This window comes from Xanthomonas sp. BRIP62411, from assembly GCF_003993525.1.
Lineage (GTDB): Bacteria > Pseudomonadota > Gammaproteobacteria > Xanthomonadales > Xanthomonadaceae > Xanthomonas > Xanthomonas euroxanthea.
The window spans coordinates 368,684-391,681 of sequence record NZ_QEZI01000016.1 but is presented as its reverse complement, the minus strand read 5'-3'; the positions used below and the strand labels follow the sequence as shown (position 1 = coordinate 391,681).

Genomic DNA, 22,998 nt, shown 5'->3' with positions numbered 1-22,998 from the left:
CGCCATGTCTGCCGTCCTTGCCCGTCCCGACCCCACCGACGCCGCCGCGCGCATCCGTGCGCTCGCGCGCGAGGCGGGCTTCCAGCGCTGCGGCATCACCGGCATCGAGCTGGGCGAAGACGAGGGACACCTGCGCAGCTGGCTGGAAGAAGGCCTGTACGGGACCATGCACTGGATGGCCCAGCACGGCGACAAGCGCTCGCGCCCGCAGGAGCTGGTGCCCGGCACCCTGCGCGTGTTGTCGGTGGGCATGGATTACGGCCGCAAGGACGACAGCGAAGCCTGGAACACCCTGCACGACGGCCGCCGCGCCTACGTGGCGCGGTACGCGCTGGGGCGCGACTATCACAAGCTGATGCGCAACCGGCTGCAGAAACTGGCCGAGCGCATCCAGGGCGAAGTCGGCGCGTTCGGCTATCGGGTGTTCGTCGATTCGGCGCCGGTGCTGGAGCGGGCACTAGCACGCAACGCGGGCCTGGGCTGGATCGGCAAACACACCTGCCTGATCGATCGCAAGGGCGGGTCGTGGTTCTTCCTGGGCGAGATCTACCTCGACCTGCCCTTGCCCATCGACACCCCTGCCACCGCGCATTGCGGCACCTGCACGCGCTGCATCGACATCTGCCCGACCCAGGCCATCATCGCCCCGTACCGGCTGGATGCGCGCCGCTGCATCGCCTATCTCACCATCGAGCACGAGGGCGCGATTCCCGAGCAGATGCGCAAGCCGATCGGCAACCGCATCTTCGGTTGCGACGACTGCCAGCTGGTCTGCCCTTGGAACAAGTTCGCCCAGCGCACCGACGAAGCCGATTTCCGCGCCCGCAACGAGCTGGATGTGGCAACGCTGCCGCAACTGTTCGCCTGGGACGAAGACGAATTCCTGCGCCGCACCGAAGGCAGCCCGATCCGCCGCAGCGGCCATCAGCGGTGGTTGCGCAACATCGCCGTCGGCCTGGGCAATGCGCCCGGCACGCCGGAGGTGCTGGCGGCGCTGGAGGCGCGCCGCCACGACGACTCGGAACTGATACGCGAACACGTGGGCTGGGCGCTGGCGCAACACGGTTTGTAGGTTTGCGCCGGATACGCTCACGCATGCGCATCGCCGCTGCGGGATAATGCGGCGATGGCCGACCGCAACGAACAGATCCTCACCCCCAGCCAGCTCAACACGCTCGCGCGCGACCTGCTGGAAGGCAGCTTCCCGCTGGTGTGGGTGGAAGCGGAGCTGAGCAGCGTCACGCGCCCGTCCTCGGGCCATCTGTACTTCACGCTCAAGGACGCGCGCGCGCAGATCCGTTGCGCGATGTTCAAGCCCAAGAGCACCTGGCTGAAGTTCCAGCCGCGCGAAGGCCTGCGCGTGCTCGCGCGCGGACGCCTGACGCTGTACGAAGCGCGCGGCGACTACCAGTTGGTGCTCGACCACATGGAAGAGGCCGGCGAAGGCGCCCTGCGGCGCGCCTTCGACGAACTGCGTGCGCGCCTGGCCGCCGAAGGCCTGTTCGATGCCGAGCGCAAGCAGCCGTTGCCGGCGCATGTGCGGCGGCTCGCGGTGATCACCTCGCCCAGCGGCGCGGCGGTACGCGACGTGCTCAGCGTCCTGGCGCGCCGCTTTCCGTTGCTGGAAGTGGACCTGTTGCCCTCGCTGGTGCAGGGCGACAGCGCCGCTGCGCAGATCACCTCGCTGTTGCAGCGCGCCGATGCATCCGGGCGCTACGACGTCATTCTGATCACCCGTGGTGGCGGCTCGCTGGAAGACCTGTGGGCCTTCAACGACGAACGCCTGGCCCGCACGATTGCCGCCACGCGCACGCCGGTGGTGTCGGCGGTCGGGCACGAGACCGACTTCAGCCTCAGCGATTTCGTGGCCGATGTGCGTGCGCCCACGCCGTCGGTCGCGGCCGAACTGCTGGTGCCCGATCAGCGCGAGCTGGTTGCGCGCGTGCGGCGCGCGCATGCGCGCATGGCCCAGCTGCAGCAGCATGCGCTGGCCACTGCGATGCAGCGCGCCGACCGGCTCGCCCTGCGCCTGCGTGCGCACAGTCCGCAGGCGCGGCTGCAGCTGCTGCAACGCCGCCAGCAGGATGCCGGACGCCAGCTGCGCGCGCGCCTGACCCAGGTGCTGGAGCGCCTGCAGGCGCGTGTGCAACGGTCGCAGGCGCGCCTGCAGGCGCACAACCCGCAACGCGACCTGGCCACGCTGCAACAACGGCTGCGTGCACTGCATCCGCAGGCAGCGATGCAGCGGCGCCTGCAGCACGACCAGCTGCGGCTACGCAGCCTGGCACGCTCGCTGGAAGCGGTCAGCCCGCTCGCCACCGTCGCGCGTGGCTACGCCATCGTGACCCGCCCCGCCGATGGCAGCGTGGTGCGCAGCGCCGCCGAAGTCAGCGCCGGCGAACGCCTGCGTGCGCAGCTGGCCGATGGCAGCATCGCGGTGCGGGTCGAGCCGGGCGACGCCTGACATCCGGCAAGACATCACGCGCGCGCTAACCGTGACCGGGCGTCTGCGCCGCCTGCTGCCACCCTTGCAGCAGCAGCCCGGCCAGCGCGACCGGATCATGGTCGAAATGATGCCCGCCCGGGCGCGCCACCACCAGCACGCCCCGCGCGCGCAGCTCCGGGCACAGCGTGTCCTTTTCCTGCTCGCCGTAGATGCATTGCAGGCGATGCGCGTCCAGCGACTGGATCGCCGGTTCCACATCACGCTCGGCATCGTTGTGCCAGCCCAGCCAGCCACCGACGCGCACCTTGAAATCGGCTTGATGGGCCAGGCCCAGCAGGCTGACAAACTGCACCGATGCACGTTGCTGCGGCGACAGCTCGGGATAGGCAAACGGCAGCACATCGGCACCGAACGAGTAGCCCACCAAGGCAACGTGCTGGATATGCCAGCGCTGCCGATAGCTTGCGATCACCCGATCCAGGTCCGCCCCGACCTGCTGCGGCGTGCGGCTCGCCCAGAAGTAGCGCAGGCTGTTCCAGCCCACCACCGACACCCCCTGCTGCTGCAATTGCGCGGCGATGCCCTTGTCCAGTTCGCGCCAGCCGCCGTCGCCGGACAGCATCACCACCATGCGGTCGCTGCCGGGCGCATGCAGTTCGACCAGCGGCAGATCGCCCACACCGTGCGCCTGGGCCGTGAGGAAATGGCCGCGGGTGGCGGCAGCGATCTGCGTGGGGCTGGCAGCGTCGACCAGATCGTCGAGGAAGCCCTGGTTGGCATCGGGCATGTCGCGTGCGCAGGCCAGGCCGCCAGTGCTGGCGCCGCCATCGGCGACAACCGCGCCACCCAGCACGTCGGGCGCGGCCGAGGCCAGCGCCTGCCGCGCTAGCACCGCGCCATCGCCCTGCCCCACCAGGACCGGCGGCAGGAATGCGTCGACATGCTCGGCGCGCAGCAACTTCTTGCCCAAGCGTTCGGCATCGTCGGCCAGGGAACTGCAGGCCGCATGATGCGCGCGCACGCGTTCGCGATAGCTGGCGGTGTCGATCACCGCGACCAGCGCGCCATCGTTGCTCAGCATCTCGGCAAGCCGCTGGCCGTCCTGCGCATGGCCGCTGTCGGGCAACAGCACCACCATGGCCTTCGGCGTGCCTTCCGGACGCAGCACCTCCACCGAGCGGTAATGCCCGGCGGTATTTCCGTCCTGCAGATGCCGCGCCACGGCGTAGCCGCTGCCGCCGATCAGCAGTAGTGCGACGACCCAACGAAACAGTTTGATTCCCCAGCCCATCACCGCAATCCTCGCAAGCGCTGGCGCTTGGACCGCGGCCAGGGTGACCGGTTCCAGCGCGATCACGGTCGGTGTTCGCTGCGGTTAAGCCAGCGCGCTCACCTCGGTGTGTGGCCGCCGCGACGCGGAAGACCGTGCACGTCGTCGTCGATGTCGTGCCCCGAGACGCGGGTATGGCACACAACATGGCGATCGGCGATCACTGGCCATGCGGGCGCAGACCGCGCATGCGCAGCGGCAATGCAACTGCGCCCTAGATGCCGCGCGCCAGGCGAAAGCCGATCCGCGCGCTGGTGCTGTCCGAATCCTGCGACTGCCGCCAGGCCGCACGCGTCTGCTGCGGCGAATTGGCCCAGCTGCCGCCGCGGATCATGCGCTGCCGGCAGCCGGGGTTGAACCACGCCGCACCGTCGGCCGGCGCGCGGCGGTAGCTGGCATGCCAGCAGTCGGCCACCCACTCGCTCAGGTTGCCGCCCATGTCGTGCAGTCCCCAGGCGTTGGCGCGAAAGCTGCCGACCGGCGCCGGGCCCCAGAAGCCATCGCCGTAGCCGACAAAGCCATTGTTCCAGTGCCGGCCGCTGCGCGAGACATCGTTGCCGCCGGTGAAGTTGCCCGCATCCAGCGGCGGCGAGCCGGCATTGCCCCAGGGATAGCGCCCGGTGGTGCCGGCGCGCACCGCGTATTCGAATTCGGCCTCGCTGGGCACGTGGTAGTGGCGGCCGGTCTGTTCCGACAGCCAGCTCGCATAGGCTTCGGCGTCGCGGATGCTGACGTGCATCACCGGGCTGTTGGGGGCGGCCTGCGCGCCGTTGTAGTCGGACTGCCAATCCACACCGCTGCGGCGGATGAAGTTGCCGCTTCGCTCGTCGTACACCACCGAATGCCCGCGCCGGGTGGCGCGCGGGCGGGCGCCGGTCGCCTCGACGAACTGGCGGAACTCGGCGACCGTCACTTCGGTGATCGACAACGCAAAGCCGCGCGCGAAACGCACGTAATGCGACGGCCGCTCGTTGTCGGAAGCGCCGGGCTCGGCATCGCCTGCGCCCATCTGGAACGCGCCATGCGGCACCACGATCATCTGCGGACCACGCCCGCCGACCTTGAGCCCGTCGGTAAACACCTGCCCGGGGCGGAAACTGCCGTAATGGGTGGCCAATTCCAGCCGACGCCGCAGATCGCCGGCCACCGCATCGCCCGGGTCGGCGATGCGCAGCACTTCGGCCAGGGTCTCGCCGGCCGCCTTGAGGCCGCGCGGGGAGGTCAGATCGTGCAGGCCGGCGTCGTGCAAGGCGGCGATCTGGGCACGGCGCATGCGCTCGATGCGCGCACGTGCGTCGGCAATGGTCGGGGCGCGCTCACGTACCTGCCCGGCCATCTGCAACCAGTAGCGCGCGCCGATGAAGTCGCTCGCTTCTGCGGCCTGCTCGGCGCGTGCCAGCAGTCCGCTTTCCACCGCAGCCAGCCCCTGGCGCGTGCGCGGGTTGTCCGGATCCAGCTGCGCCGCATCGCGAAAGTTCACCAGCGCCCCGTTGCCGTCCTCGCCCAGGCGGCCGCCGCGCAGATCCTCCTCGCCGGCACGGTTGAAGCTCAGCACCCGCTGCGCGGTTTCCACCGCGCGTTGCAGCGTACGCACCTTCGGATCCTGCGGAGCGAGCGCCAGCGCCACGATGGCCAGCTCACGCGCCTGTTCCAGTGCACTGTCCTGGCGGTCGGTCTGCTCGATCAGCGCTTCGCCCAGCTCGATCAAGCGACGCCGCGCCTGTTCCAGCCCGCGCCGGCTGGCCGCGTCCTTGCCGCCGGCGCGCTGCTGGATCGCCAGGTACAGCGGAATCGCGTCGTCCGCATTGCGATACAGCCGGTCATCCTGCAATGCCTGGTCGGCGCGCTTGCGCGCCTGTGCCAGCGTCTCGTCGCCCAGGTCCACCGGCGGTGGCTGCCATTGCGCCACGGTCTCGGCGGATTCCTCGCCACCGATGGACACATTCGGCTGGCTCGACGGCGCGGCGGCGGCAGCTGGGGGCGCCGCGACAGGCGCCGGCGTCGGTGTCCGCGAACAGGCGCACACGCCTAGCGCGAGCAAGGCCCATGCTGCGATCCGGTTACCGCACTCACCCACCACCTGCTCCTTCCAGTGCTCTGCCGCACGACAGGCGATCGCGACGTTAGGCTATTCTGCGCGTTCTGCGCAAACCCTCGCTGTCGACGGAAATCACGTGCCCCATTGGATCACCCACCCCTCCGAGCTGACCGAACGCCTGCAGGCGTCGCGTCCGTCCCGCATTGGCCTGGATACCGAATTCATTCGCGAACGCACCTACTGGCCGCAACTGGCGCTGGTGCAGATGGCCATCGGCGAGGAGATCCTGTTGATCGACCCGCTGATCCCGGGCATGAACGAGGCGCTAAAGGCGTGGTTGACCGCCACCGACATCGTCAAGGTGATGCATAGCGCCAGCGAGGATCTGGTCACCTTCAAATGCGCGTGCGGGGTATTGCCGCGGCCGTTGTTCGACACCCAGATCGCCGCCGCGCTGGCGGGTGTGGGTGGCGGCATGGGCTATCAGAAACTGGTGCAGGAAGTGACCGGCACCTTGCTGAGCAAGGGCGAGACGCGCTCGGACTGGATGCGCCGCCCGCTGTCGCCGGCGCAGCTGGAATACGCTGCCGACGATGTGCGCTACCTGTTCGCCATCCACGACGAACTCACCCGTCGCCTGACCGAGCAGGATCGCCTGGGCTGGCTGGCCGAAGATGCCGAGCGCCTGCTCGCCACGGTGGAGCACGACGACGGCGAGCGCTGGCCGCATGTGAGCCTGCGCACCGCGCAGTTCCTGGAACCGGCGGCGCAACGTCGCCTGTTGCGCCTGCTGCGCTGGCGCGACCTGCAGGCGCGTCAGAGCGATCGCCCGCGCAGCTGGATCCTGGACAACGAACTGGCCAGCCAGCTGGCACGGTTTCCGCCGGCTGATCTGGACGCCCTGCTGCGTCAGTTCGACAAGTTCCCCAAGGCGCCGCGCAAGCTCGCCGCCGCCGTATGGGAAGCGCTGAACACGCCGCTGCCCGACGAGGAGCACGCGCCGCTGGCGCAGGCCGCCACCGACGGCAACAAGGCCGTGCTCAAGCGCCTGCAGGATGCGGTGGCCCAGCGCAGCCGCGAGCTGGGATTGCCCGACGGCATCCTGGCCTCGCGCCGGCATCTGGAAACCCTGATCGAGCAACGCAGCTGGCCTGCACCGCTGGGACAATGGCGCCGCCACGCCCTGGAAGCGCAGCTGACGCCACTGCTGGAAGACACTGCGACGCAGTGACGTGGTGCAGCGGTCCTGAGATCACGCCTCCATGCGCCCGTCGCGAGGCGGGCAAAGCGCAGACGGTTTTCAGCCAGCTTCACTTCCACGGCCCAGCCTGTGGATCCGACCGCACACGCCAGCGGCATCCCCGTCGATCGCCGCATCTGAGATGGAGCTCGCGCCATCGAAGCTGGCGCAGTCCACCAGGACATGTTCTGGTCACGAAGCGGTCAGTGTCTGACCAGGACTGCATGGATGTGTCATCTCGCCTGGCCTGCTGCTGTATCGTTACGGCCGGGGTCGCCGTGTGCGCAAGCATCTTCGGCGGCCTCGCCAGACACCGCGAACGCGCGAACAGGCCCTGTGAAAGGCCTGCTCACTATCTGCAGGCGCGCGCGCAACGGCCGCCCCCGGGCCACATGCCATAATGACGCGTGTCCATCGGGCAACGTCTCCACCACTTATTCCGAGGCTATACCTCTGTGAGCAATACCACTTCCAAACTGGATTCCATCGCACAAGCCAAAGCCAAGCTGCTGGACGAGCTGCAGAAGCTGGAAGAACAGGAAAAGACCGAGCGCGCCAGCGAGGCATCCTCTGCGCATGCCACCATCGTCTCGCTGCTGGAACAGTTTGCCGGCCACTTCAACACCAAGCAGCGCAACGATATTGCCGCTTACCTGGGCACCACTGCTGCACGCAAGGACGTGGTCAAGAGCGGCCGCAGCGAAGTCAAGCCGAAGTACGAACTGCCGCACACCGGCGAGACCTGGTCCGGCCGCGGCCGCACGCCCAAGGCCTTCGCCGCCTGGGAAGGGTCGGTGTCGTACAAGGAATGGAAGGCCAAGAATCCGGACCTCAAGTTCCCGCTCGTCCGCGAGTGATTGCCGCAGGATCGCGCCTTCGGGCGGCGATCCAGGCTGCCGGCCTGCTTGGCGAATCGCGCCACATGTGGGTAGAATCAGGACACGTGGGGCGGTAGCTCAGCTGGGAGAGCGTCGCGTTCGCATCGCGAAGGTCGAGGGTTCGATCCCCTTCCGCTCCACCATTGCTTCAACCGTAGGGCCTCGGAAACGCCATGTTTCCGGGGCCTTTTCGTGTCGGGCGTGTGCATCGGGAGCGCGTCGGCCAGTGCAGTGCCGGTGCCGGTCACGGCCATGTCGCCGGGATCACATCGTGCGCGCTAACGTCCGTCTCATCATCACGCCGGACGCAAGCCATGAACAACAAGCAGAGCCAGCCCGACAAGGCCGCCGACAACCAGCACGGTGTTTCGGAGAGCCAGCAGGATCGCAAACAGGATGAGGCCGCCAAGCAGCGCCCCGGACAGAAAGACCTGCAGGTCCATGACGAACAGACCCGCCGCCCCAAGGGCAACGCCGGCCAGGGCGAATGACCTGCCGAGCAGGGCGGTTTCGCAGCGCCTCAGCGCGGGTTCGCTGGCGCTGCTCCGCCCTGCCCGATGTGGCAAGATCGGCGACAGCCGTCATCCGCCGGGGTGGATGAGGCCTACGCCAACCAGCGCGCGCGATGGGCTGCGACACGCCCTCGCCGCACGCACACCTCCCTCGCCTGACGGCGCCCTGTTCCGGTGGTCTTCGTATGCAGATTCCTGATGCGTCCGCGCTGCAACTCTTCCACGCGACGCTGTTGCCAGGCGATGCCGCCGTAGCGGCGCAGGTACCGGCCAACGAAGACGAACGCCTGGCTGCACTGCAGGACTACCAGCTTCTGGACACCGCTCCGGAGCCGGTCTACGACGAATTCACCTCGATCGCGGCGGCGGTCTGCCGTACGCCGATGGCACTGATTTCGCTGATCGACACGCAGCGCCAGTGGTTCAAGTCGAAGCTGGGCATGGCGCCGAGTGAAACCCCGCGCGAGCTGTCGTTCTGTGCCCACGCCATCCTCGAACCCGATCATGTGATGGAAGTGGGCGACACCCAGCTGGATGCGCGCTTCGTGCGCAACGCGCTGGTCACCGGCGAGCCGCAGATCCGCTTCTATGCCGGCGCCCCGCTGCTGACCTCCGACGGGATCGCGCTGGGCACGCTGTGCGTGCTGGATCGCACACCCCGCCGCCTGTCGGTCGCCGAGCGCGACGCACTGCAGGCACTGGCCAGGCAGGTCGTCAACACCATCGAGTTGCAGCGTGCGGCCAGACTGGTCGAGCTGGACGCATTGCGCGATGACCTCACCGGCGTGTGGAATCGCGCCGGCCTGGAGCAGGCACTGCAGACGCTGGCACAGGGATCGGAGACGGCCGCGTCGCCATCGCTTGCGCTGGCACTGATCGACCTGGACGGCTTCAAGCGGCTGAAGCTGCAGGCTGGAACGGCAGCAGCGGACGCCACGCTGGTCCAGGCTGCCAGGATGATCGAAGCGCAGCTGCCGGAGACCGCCACGGTGGCGCGGTTGAGCCGCGACCAGCTCTGTGTCGCAGTGCCGGAGACAGCGGCGACCGAGGCCATGGAAATGATCGAGGCCGTGCGCAGGGCGATCGAAGCGGCACGCTGGCCAGCCGGTGCACTGACGATCAGCGCCGGCCTGGTCGAGGTGGCAGCCGGTGCGTCGCTCGACAGCAACGCCTTGCTGGCGCGTGCACGGCACGCCCTGCAGGGCGCGATCGGCAAGGGACGCAACTGCGTGCGTCGCTTCGATGGCTGGCATCGGCAGGACTGAGCGGCAGACCACACCCAGGTCTGAGGAGGTCGGTCACCAGCGCGCGGATCGCCCCGGCCACGCGGCCTCGGGCGGCGTGGTCGATGCCGGTGTCCGGCTGCAGTCGTTGCGGTTGCGGATGCAGTGCATACATCCGCGCCCGCTTCCTTCAATGGTCGATCACACGTGGCGGGCAGCCGCCCGGCGAGTCCGCAGCGGTGTTGGTGGGCTGCGCCTGGCCGGGCTCAGGCTGCCAAGGCATCGGTGTTGCCGGCAATCTCATCCACTTGCAGCACCTGGTCCATCTCCAGCAGCACCACGAAGCGCTCGCCCACCTTGCCCATGCCGCGCAGCAGGTCGCGGCGGATATGCGTGCCGAATGACGGCGCCGCTTCGATGTCCTGATCGGCCAGTTCGATCACCGCGTTGACCGCATCGACCAGCATCCCGATCACCTGCGGTCCCTGCGCCTGTTCGGTGGCCAGGATCACGATGCAGCTGCGTTTGCTGATCGCACTGTCGGCACGCCCCAGCCGCGCCTGCAGGTCCACCACCGGTACCACCGCACCGCGCAGATTGATCACCCCGCGCACGCAGGCCGGCATCGACGGCACCGGCGTGGGCGCGCGGTACTGGATGATTTCGCGAATGCCAACAATGCTGATGGCGAAGATTTCACCATCCAGCTGGAAGGTCAGGTACTGGGCTGCCGCAGCGGCGTCGCCAGGCATCACATCGGGGGTCTGTGCAGTCATCGATCGGTCTCTCAGAAGCGGGCGAACTGGCCTTCGTCCGGGCCCTCGGACATCGCATAGGCCGGCGCCGCGGTGCTGCGCCAGCCGCGCGTACCGGGCGCACGTGCCGGGCCTGCGGTCGCCACCTTGCCGCGCTTGGGCGGGGTGCTCGCAGGCCCCTGCCCGCCCAGGCGGAAGAACGCCATGCTCTGCTGCAGCTGCTCGGCCTGCGCGCTCATTTCCTCGGCGGTGGCGGCCAGTTCTTCCGATGCACTGGCGTTCTGCTGGGTGGTCTGGCTCAGCTGCACCACCGCCGAATTGATCTGGCTGACACCGGAGGATTGTTCCTCGGACGCGGCGGAAATCTCCTGCACCAGGTCCGAGGTGCGCTTGATGCTGGGCACGATGGTGTCGAGCAGACGGCCGGCACGATCGGCCAGTTCGACGCTGGAACTGGCCACCTCGCCAATCTCCTGCGCGGCCACCTGGCTGCGTTCGGCCAGCTTGCGCACCTCGGCGGCCACCACGGCAAAGCCCTTGCCATGCTCGCCGGCGCGCGCCGCCTCGATCGCCGCGTTGAGCGCGAGCAGATTGGTCTGGTACGCGATGTCGTCGATGATGCCGATCTTCTGTGCGATCTGCTTCATCGCCTGGGTGGTGGCGACCACCGCTTCGCCGCCTTCGATGGTTTCTTTGGCGGCCTGCGTGGCCATGCCATCGGTGATGCGGGCATTTTCGGTGTTCTGGCTGATCGATGCGGTCATCTGTTCCAGCGAGGCGCTGGTCTCTTCGACACCGGCGGCCTGTTCGCTGGCAGCCTGCGACAACGATTGCGCGGTGGCGCTGACTTCTTCCGACGCGCTGGCCAGGGTTTCGGCACTGGTGTTGACCTCGCCGACCACCTGCGACAGCTTCTGCACCATCGTGCGCATCGCTTCGAGCAGCTGCGCGGTCTCGTCGCGGCCATGCACGTCGATGCGCATGGTCAGATCGCCTTCGGACAGCCCGTTGGCCACCGTCACCGCGCGGCGGATCGGGCCGGTGACGCTACGGCTGATCACCACGCCGAGAATCGCGCCGAGCAGCACGCCGCCGCAGATGATGGCGATCAGCAGCTGGGAGCTGCGCGTGTGGATGCTGCCGGCTTCGGCATTGGCCGAGGCGGCACTGCGCTCGCGCAGCCCGCTCAGGTCGGTCATCAGGCTATCGACTTCATCCGAACTGGCGCGTACCGCGCGCGACAACTCGGCCAGTTCCGGATTGGCGTCGCGCAAGGCTTCGCGGTTGGCGGCGTCGATGAAGCGGCCGCGCTCTTCCAGATATTTCTGCCAGGCGCGGTCGAATTGCGCCAGCTTGTTCCTGCCTTCCTCGGTCTGGAAACTGGGTCGCGCGCGCGTCATGTAGTCGACCACCTTGGCGGTGTACTTGTCGATGTTCTGCACATGCGACTGACGCTCTTCGGCGCTGCTGGCCAACAACAGGTTGGCGCGTGCGCGGCCGGCGTAGATGAGGTTGATATTGGCCTCCTTCACGTTCGACAGGCCGAGCAGCTCGCGCTGGTACAGCGAGGTCGACAGGTCGCTGATACGACCGGAGTTGGAATAGCCGACCCAGCCGATGCATGCGCCGATCGCCGAGACGATCAGGAACGCCACGATCAGCCTGGTTCCAATTCTGAAGTTGCCTAACATTGGGAAGTTCTCTTGAGATGGTGCATGTGCGACCTGCAGTGCAGGGTCGCCCGGTGGCGTGATGCGGATGCCGCTCGCTGCGATGCGGCTTGTCTAACCAATCGCTAATGGCTATCGGCGACGTCAAAACGCGCTTGAGACACAAACGGTGTTTAACCACGTATTCACACCATCGGATATGCGCTTTTGTGACCGGTCACGCGCTCGCAGGGCCAGGCATTCAGAAAATTCCTACCCCCGGATTGATGCCCGGACAGTCCGCAGCGACATCACCACTGCACGGTTAGGCTTGGCGCATGTCGCCACAGCCACTTCCACGCAGCTTCTATGCGCACGATGCCCGCCAGGTCTCACCGCGATTGCTCAACAAGGTGCTGGTCAGCGCGGATGGGCGCCGCGGCCGCATCACCGAGGTCGAGGCGTATTGCGGCAGCGAAGATCCGGCCGCGCATTCGTTTCGCGGCATGACCCCACGCACGCAGGTGATGTTCGGCGCGCCGGGGCATCTGTATGTGTATTTCATCTACGGCATGCATTGGGCGATCAACGCGGTATGCGGTGGTGCGCCCGGGCATGCGGTGCTGATCCGCGCGCTCGAGCCGCTGGCCGCAATCGCCGCGATGCAGGCCGCGCGCAGCGCCGCCCCGCTCAAGAGCTTGACCACCGGCCCCGGTCGCCTGGCCCAGGCATTTGGCGTGAACGCCACGGACAACGGGCTGGACCTGACCGACGCGCGCGCACGCCTGTGGATCGAGGACGATGGCCTGCCGCCGCCATCCGGGCCGCTGGCAACGCCGCGCATCGGCATCCGCAAGGCGATGGATGCACCATGGCGCTGGGTGGTGCCCGATAGCCGCTATCTGTCGCGTCCGCTGCCACGGACGACAGGCGCGCGCGCGGTGCTGCCGGGCGACTGAGCCAGCCACTGCTCCATCGGCGTCTGCTCGGCGGCGCCAGGCCCACGCTGCAGCAGGCGCAGGGCCTGCTCGGCCTGCTCGGTGCTCAGGTCCTGCAGCGGCTGGAAGCGATCGGCCGCCCATACCGCCATCGGCAGGCCATCGAGATAGGCCACCCGATTGCCGGGCACGCGCGCGACGCGCTCGCCCGGCAGGAGGCTGCCCAGCAGATTGCTCGGGTCGCTCGCGCTCACGCACACCCACTGCTGCGGCAAGGCTTGCGCACGTACGCGGCGCAGGGCGGCGATCGCATCCGGCAACGCAAACTGCTCGCCGGACAGGCCGGCGATGAAACGCCCGCCACGGATTTCGCCACGCGCTTCCAGGCGTTGGTACATGCGCAGCAATTCGCGCCACGGCGGCAACCATGCCGCCTCGCGCTCCAGCAGCCGCCAACAGACCACGCCGTAGCGACGCAACAAGGTGTGCGCCACATGTTCGAGCATGTCCTGATGACGCTCGCCGGCCTCGGCCAGCGGCAACTCCGGCAGCGCGCGCACCGGCGCCCAGCGCCCGGCATCGCGAATGCCCAGGGCACTGGCGCGGCGCCGGTGGCGCGACAGCGCCGAGGGCCGCTTGGATGCCGGCACCAGCAGCGCGCGCAGCCCGGCATAACTGTCGCAATGCGCACGCCCGCGCATCACCAGTTCGCTCAGTGCATCTTCCAATTCGGTGCTCATCAGCCGGGCCGCATCGGCAATCTCGTCGAAGAACAAGGCGCCTTGCTGCTGCAGGACCTCCGCCACCCGTTGCGCGCGCGAGCCCAATGGTGCGTCGTCGCCATCGCGTGCCAGGCTGCTCCAGCGTTGCGCGGCGCGGCGCGGCAGCAACACGATCGGCGTGCTACGCAGCGCGGCACCGCCACGTCCGCCGCCGGGCCGCAGCCGCGCCCATACGGTGCGCCCGGCGGTGCACAGCTCGTCCAGCCAGGCCGGTTGGTAGTCGCGCACGCGTGCCGGCAGCAGCTCGCTTTCCCACAGCACTGCGGGGGCCTCGAAGCCTTCCAGCTGCCCGACCACGCCGGCCAGTGCGTCCGGCCCTGCCACACGGCTGGCGCCATCGACGTGCTGCCACTCGAACAGGAACCGCGCGTAGTCGCGTTGCGCCACCGGCTCGATCTCGCGGCGCAACCGCCCCAGGGTATAGCGATGGATGCGCGCCAGCAGATGACGTTCGCACCATTCTTCCGACTGCGCCTGCGCGCTGAAGTGGCCGGCCATGACATAGCCCTCGCGCTGCAGCGCGGCCAGGGCAAGCACGATCTCGGACTCTGGCAGGCGCAATGCACCCGCCAGGGCCGGTACCTGCGCCGGGCCGACCGCAGACAGGCGCCCGCGCAGCAGCTCGCGCACGGCCCAGTCGCGCTGCCAGTCGGCAACGCGGCAATCTGCCGGCGCCTGTAGCGGCGGTTGGGCAACGGCATGCGGATACAGCGGCACAAACCAGTCGATGCGCTCGGCACTGATCCACAACGCGGGCACCCCGTCGAAGGCGAGACAACTGGCGCGCCCATCGCCGGCGAGTGCAGCCAGCCACGCCTGCCATTGCACATCGCCGGCTTCATCGACCGGAAGCACACCGAGCCCGACCAACGCCTCGTGCATTTCTTCGGCATCGCGCGGCTGCGGCCAGGCCTGTTCACGCACCGAGGCGATAGCCTCGGGATCGAGCTGCCCCAGGTCGTCGCTGCTCTGCGGCGTATAGCGACGGCTCTGCACGGCCTGGGTGCGGCGCTCCTCCAGTGGTGCGTCGTCCAGGAAGGCATACGGCCGCGCATTCAGGGCTTCGGCCGCCAGCGGCGACGGTGCCGCCAGATCGCGCGCCACCAGCGTGATCGCGCCCGACTCCAGCCCGCGCAGCACCTGCAACCAGCCCTCGCTGTCCATGGACTGATGCAGGCAGTCTTCCAGCGTCTGCGCCACCAACGGGTGGTCCGGCACCTCGCGCTCGCCCACCAGGTTCTCCGCGCAGGCGACCTGGTCGGGGAACACGGTCGCCAGCAGATCCTCCGACTTCATCCGTTGCAGCTGGGGCGCGACCTTGTGGCCGCCGGCAAAGCGCGGCAGCGCCATCGCATTGGTCGCATTCCAGCGCCAGCGCACGCCGAACAGCGGTGCATCCAGCAGCGCCTGGATCAACACATGCTCGGCCGATGACGAATGGAGGTAGCGGGCCACCTCCTCCAGCGCAAAACTGTGGCTGGTGGACAGCGACAACACGATCGCATCCTCGGTTGCGGCGGCCTGTAGTTCGAAGTTGAAGGTGCGGCAGAAGCGCTTGCGCAACGCCAGTCCCCAGGCACGGTTGATGCGGCTGCCGTACGGCGAGTGGATCACCAGCTGGGTGCCGCCACTGGCATCGAAGAAGCGCTCCATCACCAGACACTGCTGGGTCGGCATCGCGCCCAGGGCCGTGCAGGCATGGGCGAGATAGTCGACCAGTTGGCGTGCAGCTTCCACCGACAGACCCAAGACGTCGTGCAGCCAGTCGCAGGCGGCCTGATGTGGCGGGCTCTCCAGCCGCACCGCAATCTCGCCGCGCAGGCGCGACACCGCCGCCGACAATTCATCGCTGCGCCCGGGCGCCTCGCCCAGCCAGAACGGGATATTCGGTGGCGCGCCCTTGGCATCTTCCACGCGCACGCGCCCGGCATCCACGCGCAGGATGCGGTAGCTGGCATTGCCAAGCTGGAACACATCGCCGGTAAGGCTTTCGACCGCAAAATCCTCGTTCACCGTGCCGATCTTTTCGGCCTGCGGCTCCAGCACCACGCTGTAGTCGCCGGTTTCGGGAATGGTGCCGCCGGAGGTCAGCGCGGTCATGCGTGCGCCACGCCGCGCATGCAGGCGCCGATGCACCGCGTCGCGATGCAGGTAACCCGCACGCGGCCCGAGCCGTGTGCTGAAGCCGTCGCACAACATGCGCACCACGTCGTCGAAGCTCGCACGGCTCAGCTGCGCAAACTGCCAGGCACGACGCACCAAGGCAAACAGCGCGTCTTCGTCCCAGTCCTCGCACGCGGCCTCGGCCACGATCTGTTGCGCAAGCACGTCGATCGGCGCCAGCGGCATGCGCAAGGCGTCCAGCTCACCGCGGCGCACACTGTCCAGCAGCGCGGCGCATTCGACCAGCTCGTCGCGGGTCTGCGGGAACAGGCGCGCCTTGGGCGTGCCGCCGACCTTGTGCCCGGAGCGTCCGGCGCGCTGCAGGAAGGTGGCGATCGAGCGTGGTGAACCGAGCTGGCAGACCAGATCCACATCGCCGATATCCAGGCCCAGTTCCAGCGATGCGGTGGCCACCAGCACGGTGAGGTCGCCGGCCTTGAGCCGCTGCTCGGCCAGCAGCCGCGTCTCGCGCGACAGGCTGCCGTGGTGCGCGGCGACGCGCTGCTTGCCGAGCAGATCGCCAAGATGGCGCGCAGCCCGCTCGGCCATGCGCCGGGTATTGACGAACACCAGCGTGGTGCGATGCTGCTCCGCAAGCCTGGCGACATCGGCGTAGACCTGCAGCCACTGATCGTTGGACATCACTACGCTCAGCGGCGTCGGCGGCAGGGCCAGCGCCAGATCGCGCTTGCGGGTGTAGCCGATGTCCACGATCTCGCAAGGCGGCGACTGGCCGGCATCACCCGCCCCGACCAGGAACTGCGCCACGGTCTCGATCGGCTTCTGCGTCGCCGATAAGCCAATGCGGGTGATCGGGCGCTCGGCCAGCCGCTGCAGCCGCTCCAGGGTCAGGCTCAGGTGGCTGCCGCGTTTGTCCGCCGCCACCGCGTGGATTTCATCGACGATGACGGTGCGCACATGCCGTAGCGCATGGCGTCCGGAGGCCGAGCCCAACAGCACGTACAGGGACTCCGGCGTGGTCACCAGGATATGCGGCGGCGTGCGGCGTGCTTGCGCCCGCTCACGTTGCGGGGTGTCGCCGGTACGCACCGCCGTGCGCACTGCCACGTCCGGCAGGCCGCTCGCGACCAGGGCCGTGCGGATGCCCTGCAACGGCGCATCCAGATTGAGGTGGATGTCGTTGGACAGCGCCTTCAGCGGCGAAACGTAGACCACGCGGGTTTCGTCCGGCAGCGCGCCGCCGTTGGCCAGGCCGTCGCGGATCAATGCATCGATCGCCGCGAAGAACGCCGTCAATGTCTTGCCCGAGCCGGTGGGCGCGGCTACCAGCGTGTGGCGTCCGGCCTGGATCGCCGGCCACGCGGCAATCTGCGCCGGCGTGGGCTCGGCGAAGGTCTGCGCGAACCACGAAGCCACGACAGGATGGAACTGCTGCAGGACAGGATGCATAGGCGATACCGCAGGCCGTGATGCCAAGCCAGGACCGACGGCGCGTGGATTCAAGGGGGTGAGTTCAATGGATGGGGTTGCGCTGCGCCCCACACAAGCCAGCCGCAGCAATGGCGGTGCATCATGAAATCGGAGGACGACCGGCGCGCGACCTCGCCGGCGGCCAACGCAACGCTGCGGCCCGGCGCGGCGATTGTCGACCGGGCGCGTGCCATGGCACATTGACGCCCATGCCCAGCCTGATTCTCTTCATGATTGCCGGCGCCGCGCTGTACGCGTTCTGGAACTCCTCGCGTGCCGCAGCCGAACGTGCCGACATCCTCGGCCGCAACGCCTGCCGCGCCGCCGACGTGCAATGGCTGGACCAGAGCGTGCATTCCACCAACCTGCGCATCTGTCGCAAGCCCAACGGCTGGCTGGGCTTCGAGCGGACGTTCCGGTTCGAGTATTCGCACGATGGCATCGACCGGCATAGCGGCCGCCTGGTGCTGCGCGGCGATCAGCTGATCGCCTTTACCGGACCGCAAGTGGCCACGGTGACACCGCTGAGCCCGGATCATCAGCGCCTGAACTGACCGCGATCTGGTCGCTGTGTACGCATGCATGCAGGCGCCTGGCCTGCAGGCGGCAACCGAAGACCAGCGTCCTGCAGCGCATTCAAGAAGCCGCCGCAGTGACTGCAACCGCATCTGTCGGTGCCCTCATTCGACCGCGGCGCACACACCACGCGTACCTGCCGCGGCACCGGACGGACGCGCGGTGCGCGCCCGTTGCCGGTTACTTGACCACGCGCAGATGCGGACGCTTGCCGGCAGCCGGCGGCTCGTCCGGCGTGGGCGCGCCCGGCGGCGGCGACGCCCCCGGATCCGGCGGTTCGGTGCTGGTACCGGGGATATCGTCCGGCAAGGCCATGCCCTGCCCCGTCTCGCGCGCATATACCGCCAGGACGGCGGCCATCGGCACCATCACCGGATAACTGACGCCGCCAAAGCGCGCGGTGAACTGCACGCTTTCGTTGTCGACCTGCAGCCCGACCACGGCGCGCTCGGCGATGTTCAGGACCACACGGCCGTCCTTGACCGCACTGGCAGGCACCTGCACGCCGGGCAGTCCTGCGTCCACCAGAACGTGCGGCGTCATGCCGTTGTCGTTGATCCATTCGACCAAGGCCCGCAGCAGGTACGGGCGATGGCTGGTCATGCGGGGGAAATCTTCGCTCATGGCGTCATTTTACCCGCACACGGCCCGCAGCGGCGGCTGCGCGATGCGGTGTCGGTCTGTTGGCATACAGCCGTCGCATCAGCCTGGCAGGTCGCGCAGTTTCTTTTCCTGATCGGTCAGGCTGCGGATGAAGCCGGGATTGCGGAAGATCCGGTTGCCGTAATCTTCGATCGCCTTGCCATCCTTGGGCAGCCCGATCTCCAACGCGTCCAGTCGCCAGATGATCGGCGCCATCGCGCAATCGGCCAGACTCATTTCCGGATTGAGGAAGAACTTGCTGGCCTTGAACAGCGGCACCGACGCGGTGAGCAGTTCCTTCAGGCGCTTGCGGCCGGCTTCGGCTTGGGTCTTGTTGCCGAGCTGGATGGCCTGCACCTGCGGCACCCAGTCGTGCTCGATCCGCAACATCGCCAGACGCAGGCGCGCGCGAGAGAGCGGGTCGACCGGCATCAACGGCGGATGCGGGTAGCGCTCGTCCAGGTATTCGCTGACCACCGATGCGGCGTACAGCACCAGGTCGCGTTCGACCAGGGTCGGGACCGAATGATAGGGATTGAGATCGATCAGATCTTCCGGGGGATTTTGCGGGTCGACCGGCACCAGGTCGTAGGTCACCCCTTTCGCCGCCAGGACCAGACGGACCCGGTGGCACAACACGTCGTCGTTGGACGAAAACAAAGTCAAGGTATTCCGCATACGCACACTCGTCGCCATTCAAGGCTCTCCGACGACCGGAATCCGCCGGCCGCATCGGCGCGGCCGGCCCAACGCCGACCGTCACCACGGTCCTTCGAGTGTGCAATCACGTCACGCAAAAGCCAAGGGTGATAGGGCCTCAAAAACACCAACTGGCCATATTGTGGCGTTCAATGTCTGGCGCGGCCGGCGATGACGCGTCATCGGCAGGGTCCGCAGCGGATCTGCGGATTCTGTGCAGGCCCTTGCACGCCCACCATCGCGAGACACGCCGCAAGTACGTCCGTGTAGGCTCCGGCGCGGCATCCATGCCGCTTAGGGTCCCGCGACGGTGAGCGGGCAAGGACCAGTCGAGATGGTCGGTGTGCATGGCAATAGCAGTGCTGGAAGCGCCTCGTTTGATCATGAGCAGCGGCTCCACGTCTGATGCACACCGCACGACAGACGGCTTTCAGATGAGCGCCGACCAATTGTCTGGTGCGGTGCCCTTGCCGGTTGCGGGACCGTGTGGCGGCATGGATGCCGCCACCGAGCCCCCAGGGACGGGTTCACGGCGTGTCCCGCAAGCGGTGAGGGCGCCGCGCCCTCGACGTTGCGAGTGTGCTGCAGGGCCCTTGCCCGCCCACCATCGCGGCACACGCCGCAAGTACGTCGATGTAGGCTCTTGAGTCGATCTAGGCTCTTGAACGGCGTCCATGCCGCTCAACGACTGCGCCACCGCCGATGGACGCGGCCCAGGCCCGGAATCGGCACATAGCATGCGCACCCCTGCCCTGCGCAGCGCCTGCATGCACCGGGCGATCGGTTGCTATTCCTGGGCGGCCGCGGCATTGCGCGGCCGCCTCGGGTTCACCGCACGATCAATGCACGTCCTTCCAGTATTCCTTCTTGAGCAAGTAAGCAATGAAGGTGAGCAAGGCCAGGAACAGGATCACCCACACGCCCATGCTTTGCCGTTTCAGCGCCGCCGGCTCGCCCGCGTACTCGAGGAAGTTGGCGATGTCGCGCACGGTCTGGTCGAACTCCACCGGCGTCTGTCGCCCGGGCTGGCCGAGCTTGAGCGCCTGCACCGGCTTGTCGCCGGTCGCCTTGTCGGGCGGGCCGAACTGCGCCTGCTGCAGGCCTTGCAGCTCCCACAGCGGGTTGGGCATGGACGCATTCGGGAACAACTGGTTGTTCCAGCCCAGGGGGCGGGTCTGATCCAGGTAGAACGACTTGAGGTAGGTATAGACCCAGTCAGTGCCGCGCACGCGGGCGATCAGGGTCAGGTCCGGCGGCGCCTTGCCGAACCACTTGGCCGCCGCATCGTGCGGCATGGTGCCTTCGATGTGTTCGCCGATCTTGGCGCCGGTGAAGTTGAGGTTGGTCATGACCTCTGCTTCGCTCAAGCCCAGATCGCTGGCCATGCGCGAATAGCGCAGGTATTTCAGCGAGTGGCAGCCGGAACAGTAGTTCATGAACAACTGCGCGCCACGCTGCAGGGAGGCACGGTCGCTCAGGTCGTTGCCGGCCTGCTGCACCGCACCGCCTTCGGCCGCGATCGCACCGCCGCCAATGAGCAGCCCGCACAGCAGGGCGACCAGGCGCGACGTCCATGACCTCACGTTGGAATTAGTCATGGGTGGTCACCCGCTCCGGCACCGGCTTGGTCTTGTCCAGCCGCGTCCACACCGGCATGGTGATGAAGAAGGCGAAGTACAGGAAGGTCAGCACGCGCCCGACATAGGTTTCGTGCGCGTCGGTGCCGGGGCCGGAGCCGATCACGCCCAGCCACACGAAGCACACCACCAGCACGCCGAGCGCGACCTTGGAGATCCAGCCACGGTAGCGGATCGAGCGCACCTTGGCCCGATCCAGCCACGGCACCAGGAACAGGATCGCGATCGCCGAGAACATCACCAGCACGCCGCCGAGCTTGTTCGGCACAACCCGCAACATCGCGTAATACGGCGTGTAGTACCAGACCGGCTTGATGTGCTCGGGAGTCACCAGGCGATTGGCCTCGGTGAAGTTGTCGTGCTCCAGGAACAGGCCGCCAAACGCCGGCGCGAAGAAGATGATGAAGGCCGCGATCAACAGCAGAAAGCCGACCCCGACCAGATCCTTGACCGTGTAGTACGGGTGGAACGGGATGCCGTCGGCCGGTTTGTGCGCGTCCCAGCGGTTGCCCTTCGGCCCCTTCTTGATGTCCACGCCATCGGGATTGTTGGAACCCACTTCATGCAGCGCGCCGATGTGCAGCACGATCAGCAACAACAGCACCAGCGGCAGCGCGATCACGTGCAGCGCGAAGAAGCGGTTGAGCGTGGCATCGCCGGGCAGGTAGTCGCCCATGATCCATTCGGTCAGCCCGTTGCCGATCACCGGAATGGCACCGAACAGCGAGATGATGACCTTGGCGCCCCAGAACGACATCTGACCCCACGGCAGCACATAACCCATGAAGGCTTCGGCCATCAGCACCAGGTAGATCAGCATGCCGAGAATCCACACCAATTCGCGCGGCTTCTGGTAGCTGCCGTACATCAGCCCGCGGAACATGTGCAGATACACCACGATGAAGAACAGCGAGGCGCCGGTGCTGTGCATGTAGCGGATCAGCCAGCCCCACTCCACGTCGCGCATGATGTATTCGATCGAGGCGAATGCATCGGCGGCGCTGGTCTTGTAGTGCATCGTCAGGAAGATGCCGGTGACGATCTGGTTGACCAGCACCACGATGGCCAGCGAGCCGAAGTAGTACCAGAGGTTGAAGTTCTTCGGCGCGTAGTACTCGCTGACATGCTTGCGATACATGGGCATCAGCCCGGGCGCGCGTTCGTTGACCCAATCGAACACACCGTTGGCGGTACGGACCAGGATATTGCTCATCAGGCAGCCCCCGTGCTGTTGGCCGACGTACCGGCACCATCGGGATCGACGCCGATCACCAGGGTGTTGTCGTCCACGTAATGGTGTGGGGGCACCAGCAGATTGATCGGTGCCGGCACGCCGTCGAAGACGCGGCCGGACATGTCGAAACGCGACTTGTGGCAGGGGCAGAAATAGCCGCCCTTCCATTGCGGGTCGTAGGGCTCGGGGCGGATTTCGGCGACCATTTCCGGCGAGCAGCCCAGATGCGTGCACAGCCCGACCAGCACCGAGATGTCGGACTTGATCGAGCGGTATTCGGGATTCTTCAGTACATAGTCCGGCTGCTGGTCCTTGTTCTCGGACTTGGGATCCTTGAGCCGGTCATCCAGCGATGGCAGCGCGTCGAGCATCGCCTTGGAGCGCTTGACGATCCAGATCGGCTGACCGCGCCATTCCAGAACCAGCCGTTGCCCCTCCTGCAAGGCGCTGATGTCGGCAGTCACCGGGGCACCGGCCAACTTGGCGCGTGCACTGGGATTCCACGACTTCACGAACGGAACTGCGACAAATCCTGCTCCGACCGCACCGACCACGGCCGTTGTCGCGGTCAAAAACCGGCGACGCCCGATATCCGCAGGTGCGTTAACCCCATCGTTGGCCATCCGGCTCTCCGATCTTGATTAGGTAGCGTGAGGCTGCCAACGGCTGGCGGGGGGTCCAGCCGCGATGAATCGACCGCAGTGTAGCGGAACGCTTAATACACAGACAACGCAATGTACGCAGTCGGACCGGCGCAGTGCAAACACCGGATGCAGGCGCGCGCCGATTGCATCACTTGCCAGCCTGGCACAGGACCGACAGCTG

General features: G+C 67.4%; 18 protein-coding genes and 1 tRNA gene. 9 read left to right on the top strand and 10 right to left on the bottom strand.

What is annotated here, in order from left to right:
• The first annotated feature begins 4 nt into the window (after window positions 1–4).
• On the top strand, window positions 5–1,072 hold the full coding sequence (queG, locus tag EO139_RS14540) for a tRNA epoxyqueuosine(34) reductase QueG (protein WP_126971195.1): 1,068 nt from the start codon (window positions 5–7) through the stop codon (window positions 1,070–1,072).
• 54 nt (window positions 1,073–1,126) lie between these two features.
• On the top strand, window positions 1,127–2,464 hold the full coding sequence (gene xseA, locus EO139_RS14535) for an exodeoxyribonuclease VII large subunit (protein ID WP_126971193.1): 1,338 nt from the start codon (window positions 1,127–1,129) through the stop codon (window positions 2,462–2,464).
• 25 nt (window positions 2,465–2,489) lie between these two features.
• On the opposite strand, the gene EO139_RS14530 is transcribed toward xseA, so the two are convergent.
• Both EO139_RS14530 and EO139_RS14525 read right to left on the bottom strand, forming a co-directional pair.
• Complete coding sequence (locus EO139_RS14530; protein ID WP_126971191.1) at window positions 2,490–3,737, bottom strand: virulence factor; 1,248 nt, start codon at window positions 3,735–3,737, stop codon at window positions 2,490–2,492.
• 253 nt (window positions 3,738–3,990) lie between these two features.
• On the bottom strand, window positions 3,991–5,853 hold the full coding sequence (locus EO139_RS14525; RefSeq protein WP_164739861.1) for a formylglycine-generating enzyme family protein: 1,863 nt from the start codon (window positions 5,851–5,853) through the stop codon (window positions 3,991–3,993).
• A 97-nt stretch (window positions 5,854–5,950) separates the two neighbouring features.
• Between EO139_RS14525 and rnd the strand changes: the two genes are divergently transcribed.
• From rnd to EO139_RS14500, 5 genes are all read left to right on the top strand, one after another.
• Window positions 5,951–7,045, top strand: coding sequence for a ribonuclease D (rnd, locus tag EO139_RS14515; protein WP_104649054.1), 1,095 nt, complete (start codon window positions 5,951–5,953; stop codon window positions 7,043–7,045).
• Window positions 7,046–7,509: 464 nt separating this feature from the next.
• Window positions 7,510–7,911 (top strand): H-NS family nucleoid-associated regulatory protein, encoded by a 402-nt coding sequence (locus EO139_RS14510; protein ID WP_104649055.1) that lies wholly within the window; start codon window positions 7,510–7,512, stop codon window positions 7,909–7,911.
• An 88-nt stretch (window positions 7,912–7,999) separates the two neighbouring features.
• A tRNA-Ala gene (locus EO139_RS14505) sits at window positions 8,000–8,075 on the top strand.
• A 171-nt stretch (window positions 8,076–8,246) separates the two neighbouring features.
• On the top strand, window positions 8,247–8,423 hold the full coding sequence (locus EO139_RS21445) for a hypothetical protein (protein WP_164739860.1): 177 nt from the start codon (window positions 8,247–8,249) through the stop codon (window positions 8,421–8,423).
• A gap of 206 nt (window positions 8,424–8,629) precedes the next feature.
• Entirely contained in the window at window positions 8,630–9,709 is a 1,080-nt protein-coding gene (locus EO139_RS14500) for a sensor domain-containing diguanylate cyclase (protein ID WP_119128647.1), read from the top strand.
• Window positions 9,710–9,933: 224 nt separating this feature from the next.
• Here EO139_RS14500 and EO139_RS14495 read toward each other — a convergent pair whose 3' ends face one another.
• Entirely contained in the window at window positions 9,934–10,443 is a 510-nt protein-coding gene (locus EO139_RS14495; protein ID WP_119128646.1) for a chemotaxis protein CheW, read from the bottom strand.
• Between the two features lie 11 nt (window positions 10,444–10,454).
• On the bottom strand, window positions 10,455–12,113 hold the full coding sequence (locus EO139_RS14490; protein WP_119128645.1) for a methyl-accepting chemotaxis protein: 1,659 nt from the start codon (window positions 12,111–12,113) through the stop codon (window positions 10,455–10,457).
• Window positions 12,114–12,409: 296 nt separating this feature from the next.
• On the opposite strand from EO139_RS14490, the gene EO139_RS14485 reads away from it, so the two are divergent.
• On the top strand, window positions 12,410–13,030 hold the full coding sequence (locus EO139_RS14485) for a DNA-3-methyladenine glycosylase (RefSeq protein ID WP_119128644.1): 621 nt from the start codon (window positions 12,410–12,412) through the stop codon (window positions 13,028–13,030).
• Here EO139_RS14485 and EO139_RS14480 read toward each other — a convergent pair.
• Window positions 12,970–17,364 (bottom strand): DEAD/DEAH box helicase, encoded by a 4,395-nt coding sequence (locus EO139_RS14480; protein WP_119128643.1) that lies wholly within the window; start codon window positions 17,362–17,364, stop codon window positions 12,970–12,972. The two genes, EO139_RS14485 and EO139_RS14480, sit on opposite strands and share 61 nt — an antisense overlap.
• Before the next feature lie 230 nt (window positions 17,365–17,594).
• On the opposite strand from EO139_RS14480, the gene EO139_RS14475 reads away from it, so the two are divergent.
• Window positions 17,595–17,939 (top strand): DUF3301 domain-containing protein, encoded by a 345-nt coding sequence (locus EO139_RS14475; RefSeq protein ID WP_119128642.1) that lies wholly within the window; start codon window positions 17,595–17,597, stop codon window positions 17,937–17,939.
• Between the two features lie 202 nt (window positions 17,940–18,141).
• On the opposite strand, the gene EO139_RS14470 is transcribed toward EO139_RS14475, so the two are convergent.
• The 5 genes from EO139_RS14470 to petA form a co-directional block, all read right to left on the bottom strand.
• Window positions 18,142–18,585: a ClpXP protease specificity-enhancing factor gene (locus EO139_RS14470; protein WP_104582164.1), complete on the bottom strand. Its 444-nt coding sequence runs from the start codon at window positions 18,583–18,585 to the stop codon at window positions 18,142–18,144.
• A 78-nt stretch (window positions 18,586–18,663) separates the two neighbouring features.
• Entirely contained in the window at window positions 18,664–19,299 is a 636-nt protein-coding gene (locus EO139_RS14465) for a glutathione S-transferase N-terminal domain-containing protein (RefSeq protein ID WP_024939278.1), read from the bottom strand.
• Window positions 19,300–20,141: 842 nt separating this feature from the next.
• Complete coding sequence (locus tag EO139_RS14455) at window positions 20,142–20,900, bottom strand: cytochrome c1 (RefSeq protein WP_164739859.1); 759 nt, start codon at window positions 20,898–20,900, stop codon at window positions 20,142–20,144.
• Window positions 20,893–22,152 (bottom strand): cytochrome bc complex cytochrome b subunit, encoded by a 1,260-nt coding sequence (locus tag EO139_RS14450; protein WP_104649060.1) that lies wholly within the window; start codon window positions 22,150–22,152, stop codon window positions 20,893–20,895. Before EO139_RS14450 ends, EO139_RS14455 begins: the two co-directional genes overlap by 8 nt.
• A complete protein-coding gene (gene petA / locus EO139_RS14445) occupies window positions 22,152–22,796 on the bottom strand; it encodes a ubiquinol-cytochrome c reductase iron-sulfur subunit (protein WP_026064126.1) in 645 nt (214 codons plus the stop codon). The genes EO139_RS14450 and petA overlap by 1 nt, the downstream gene beginning before the upstream one ends.
• Window positions 22,797–22,998: the final 202 nt, after the last annotated feature.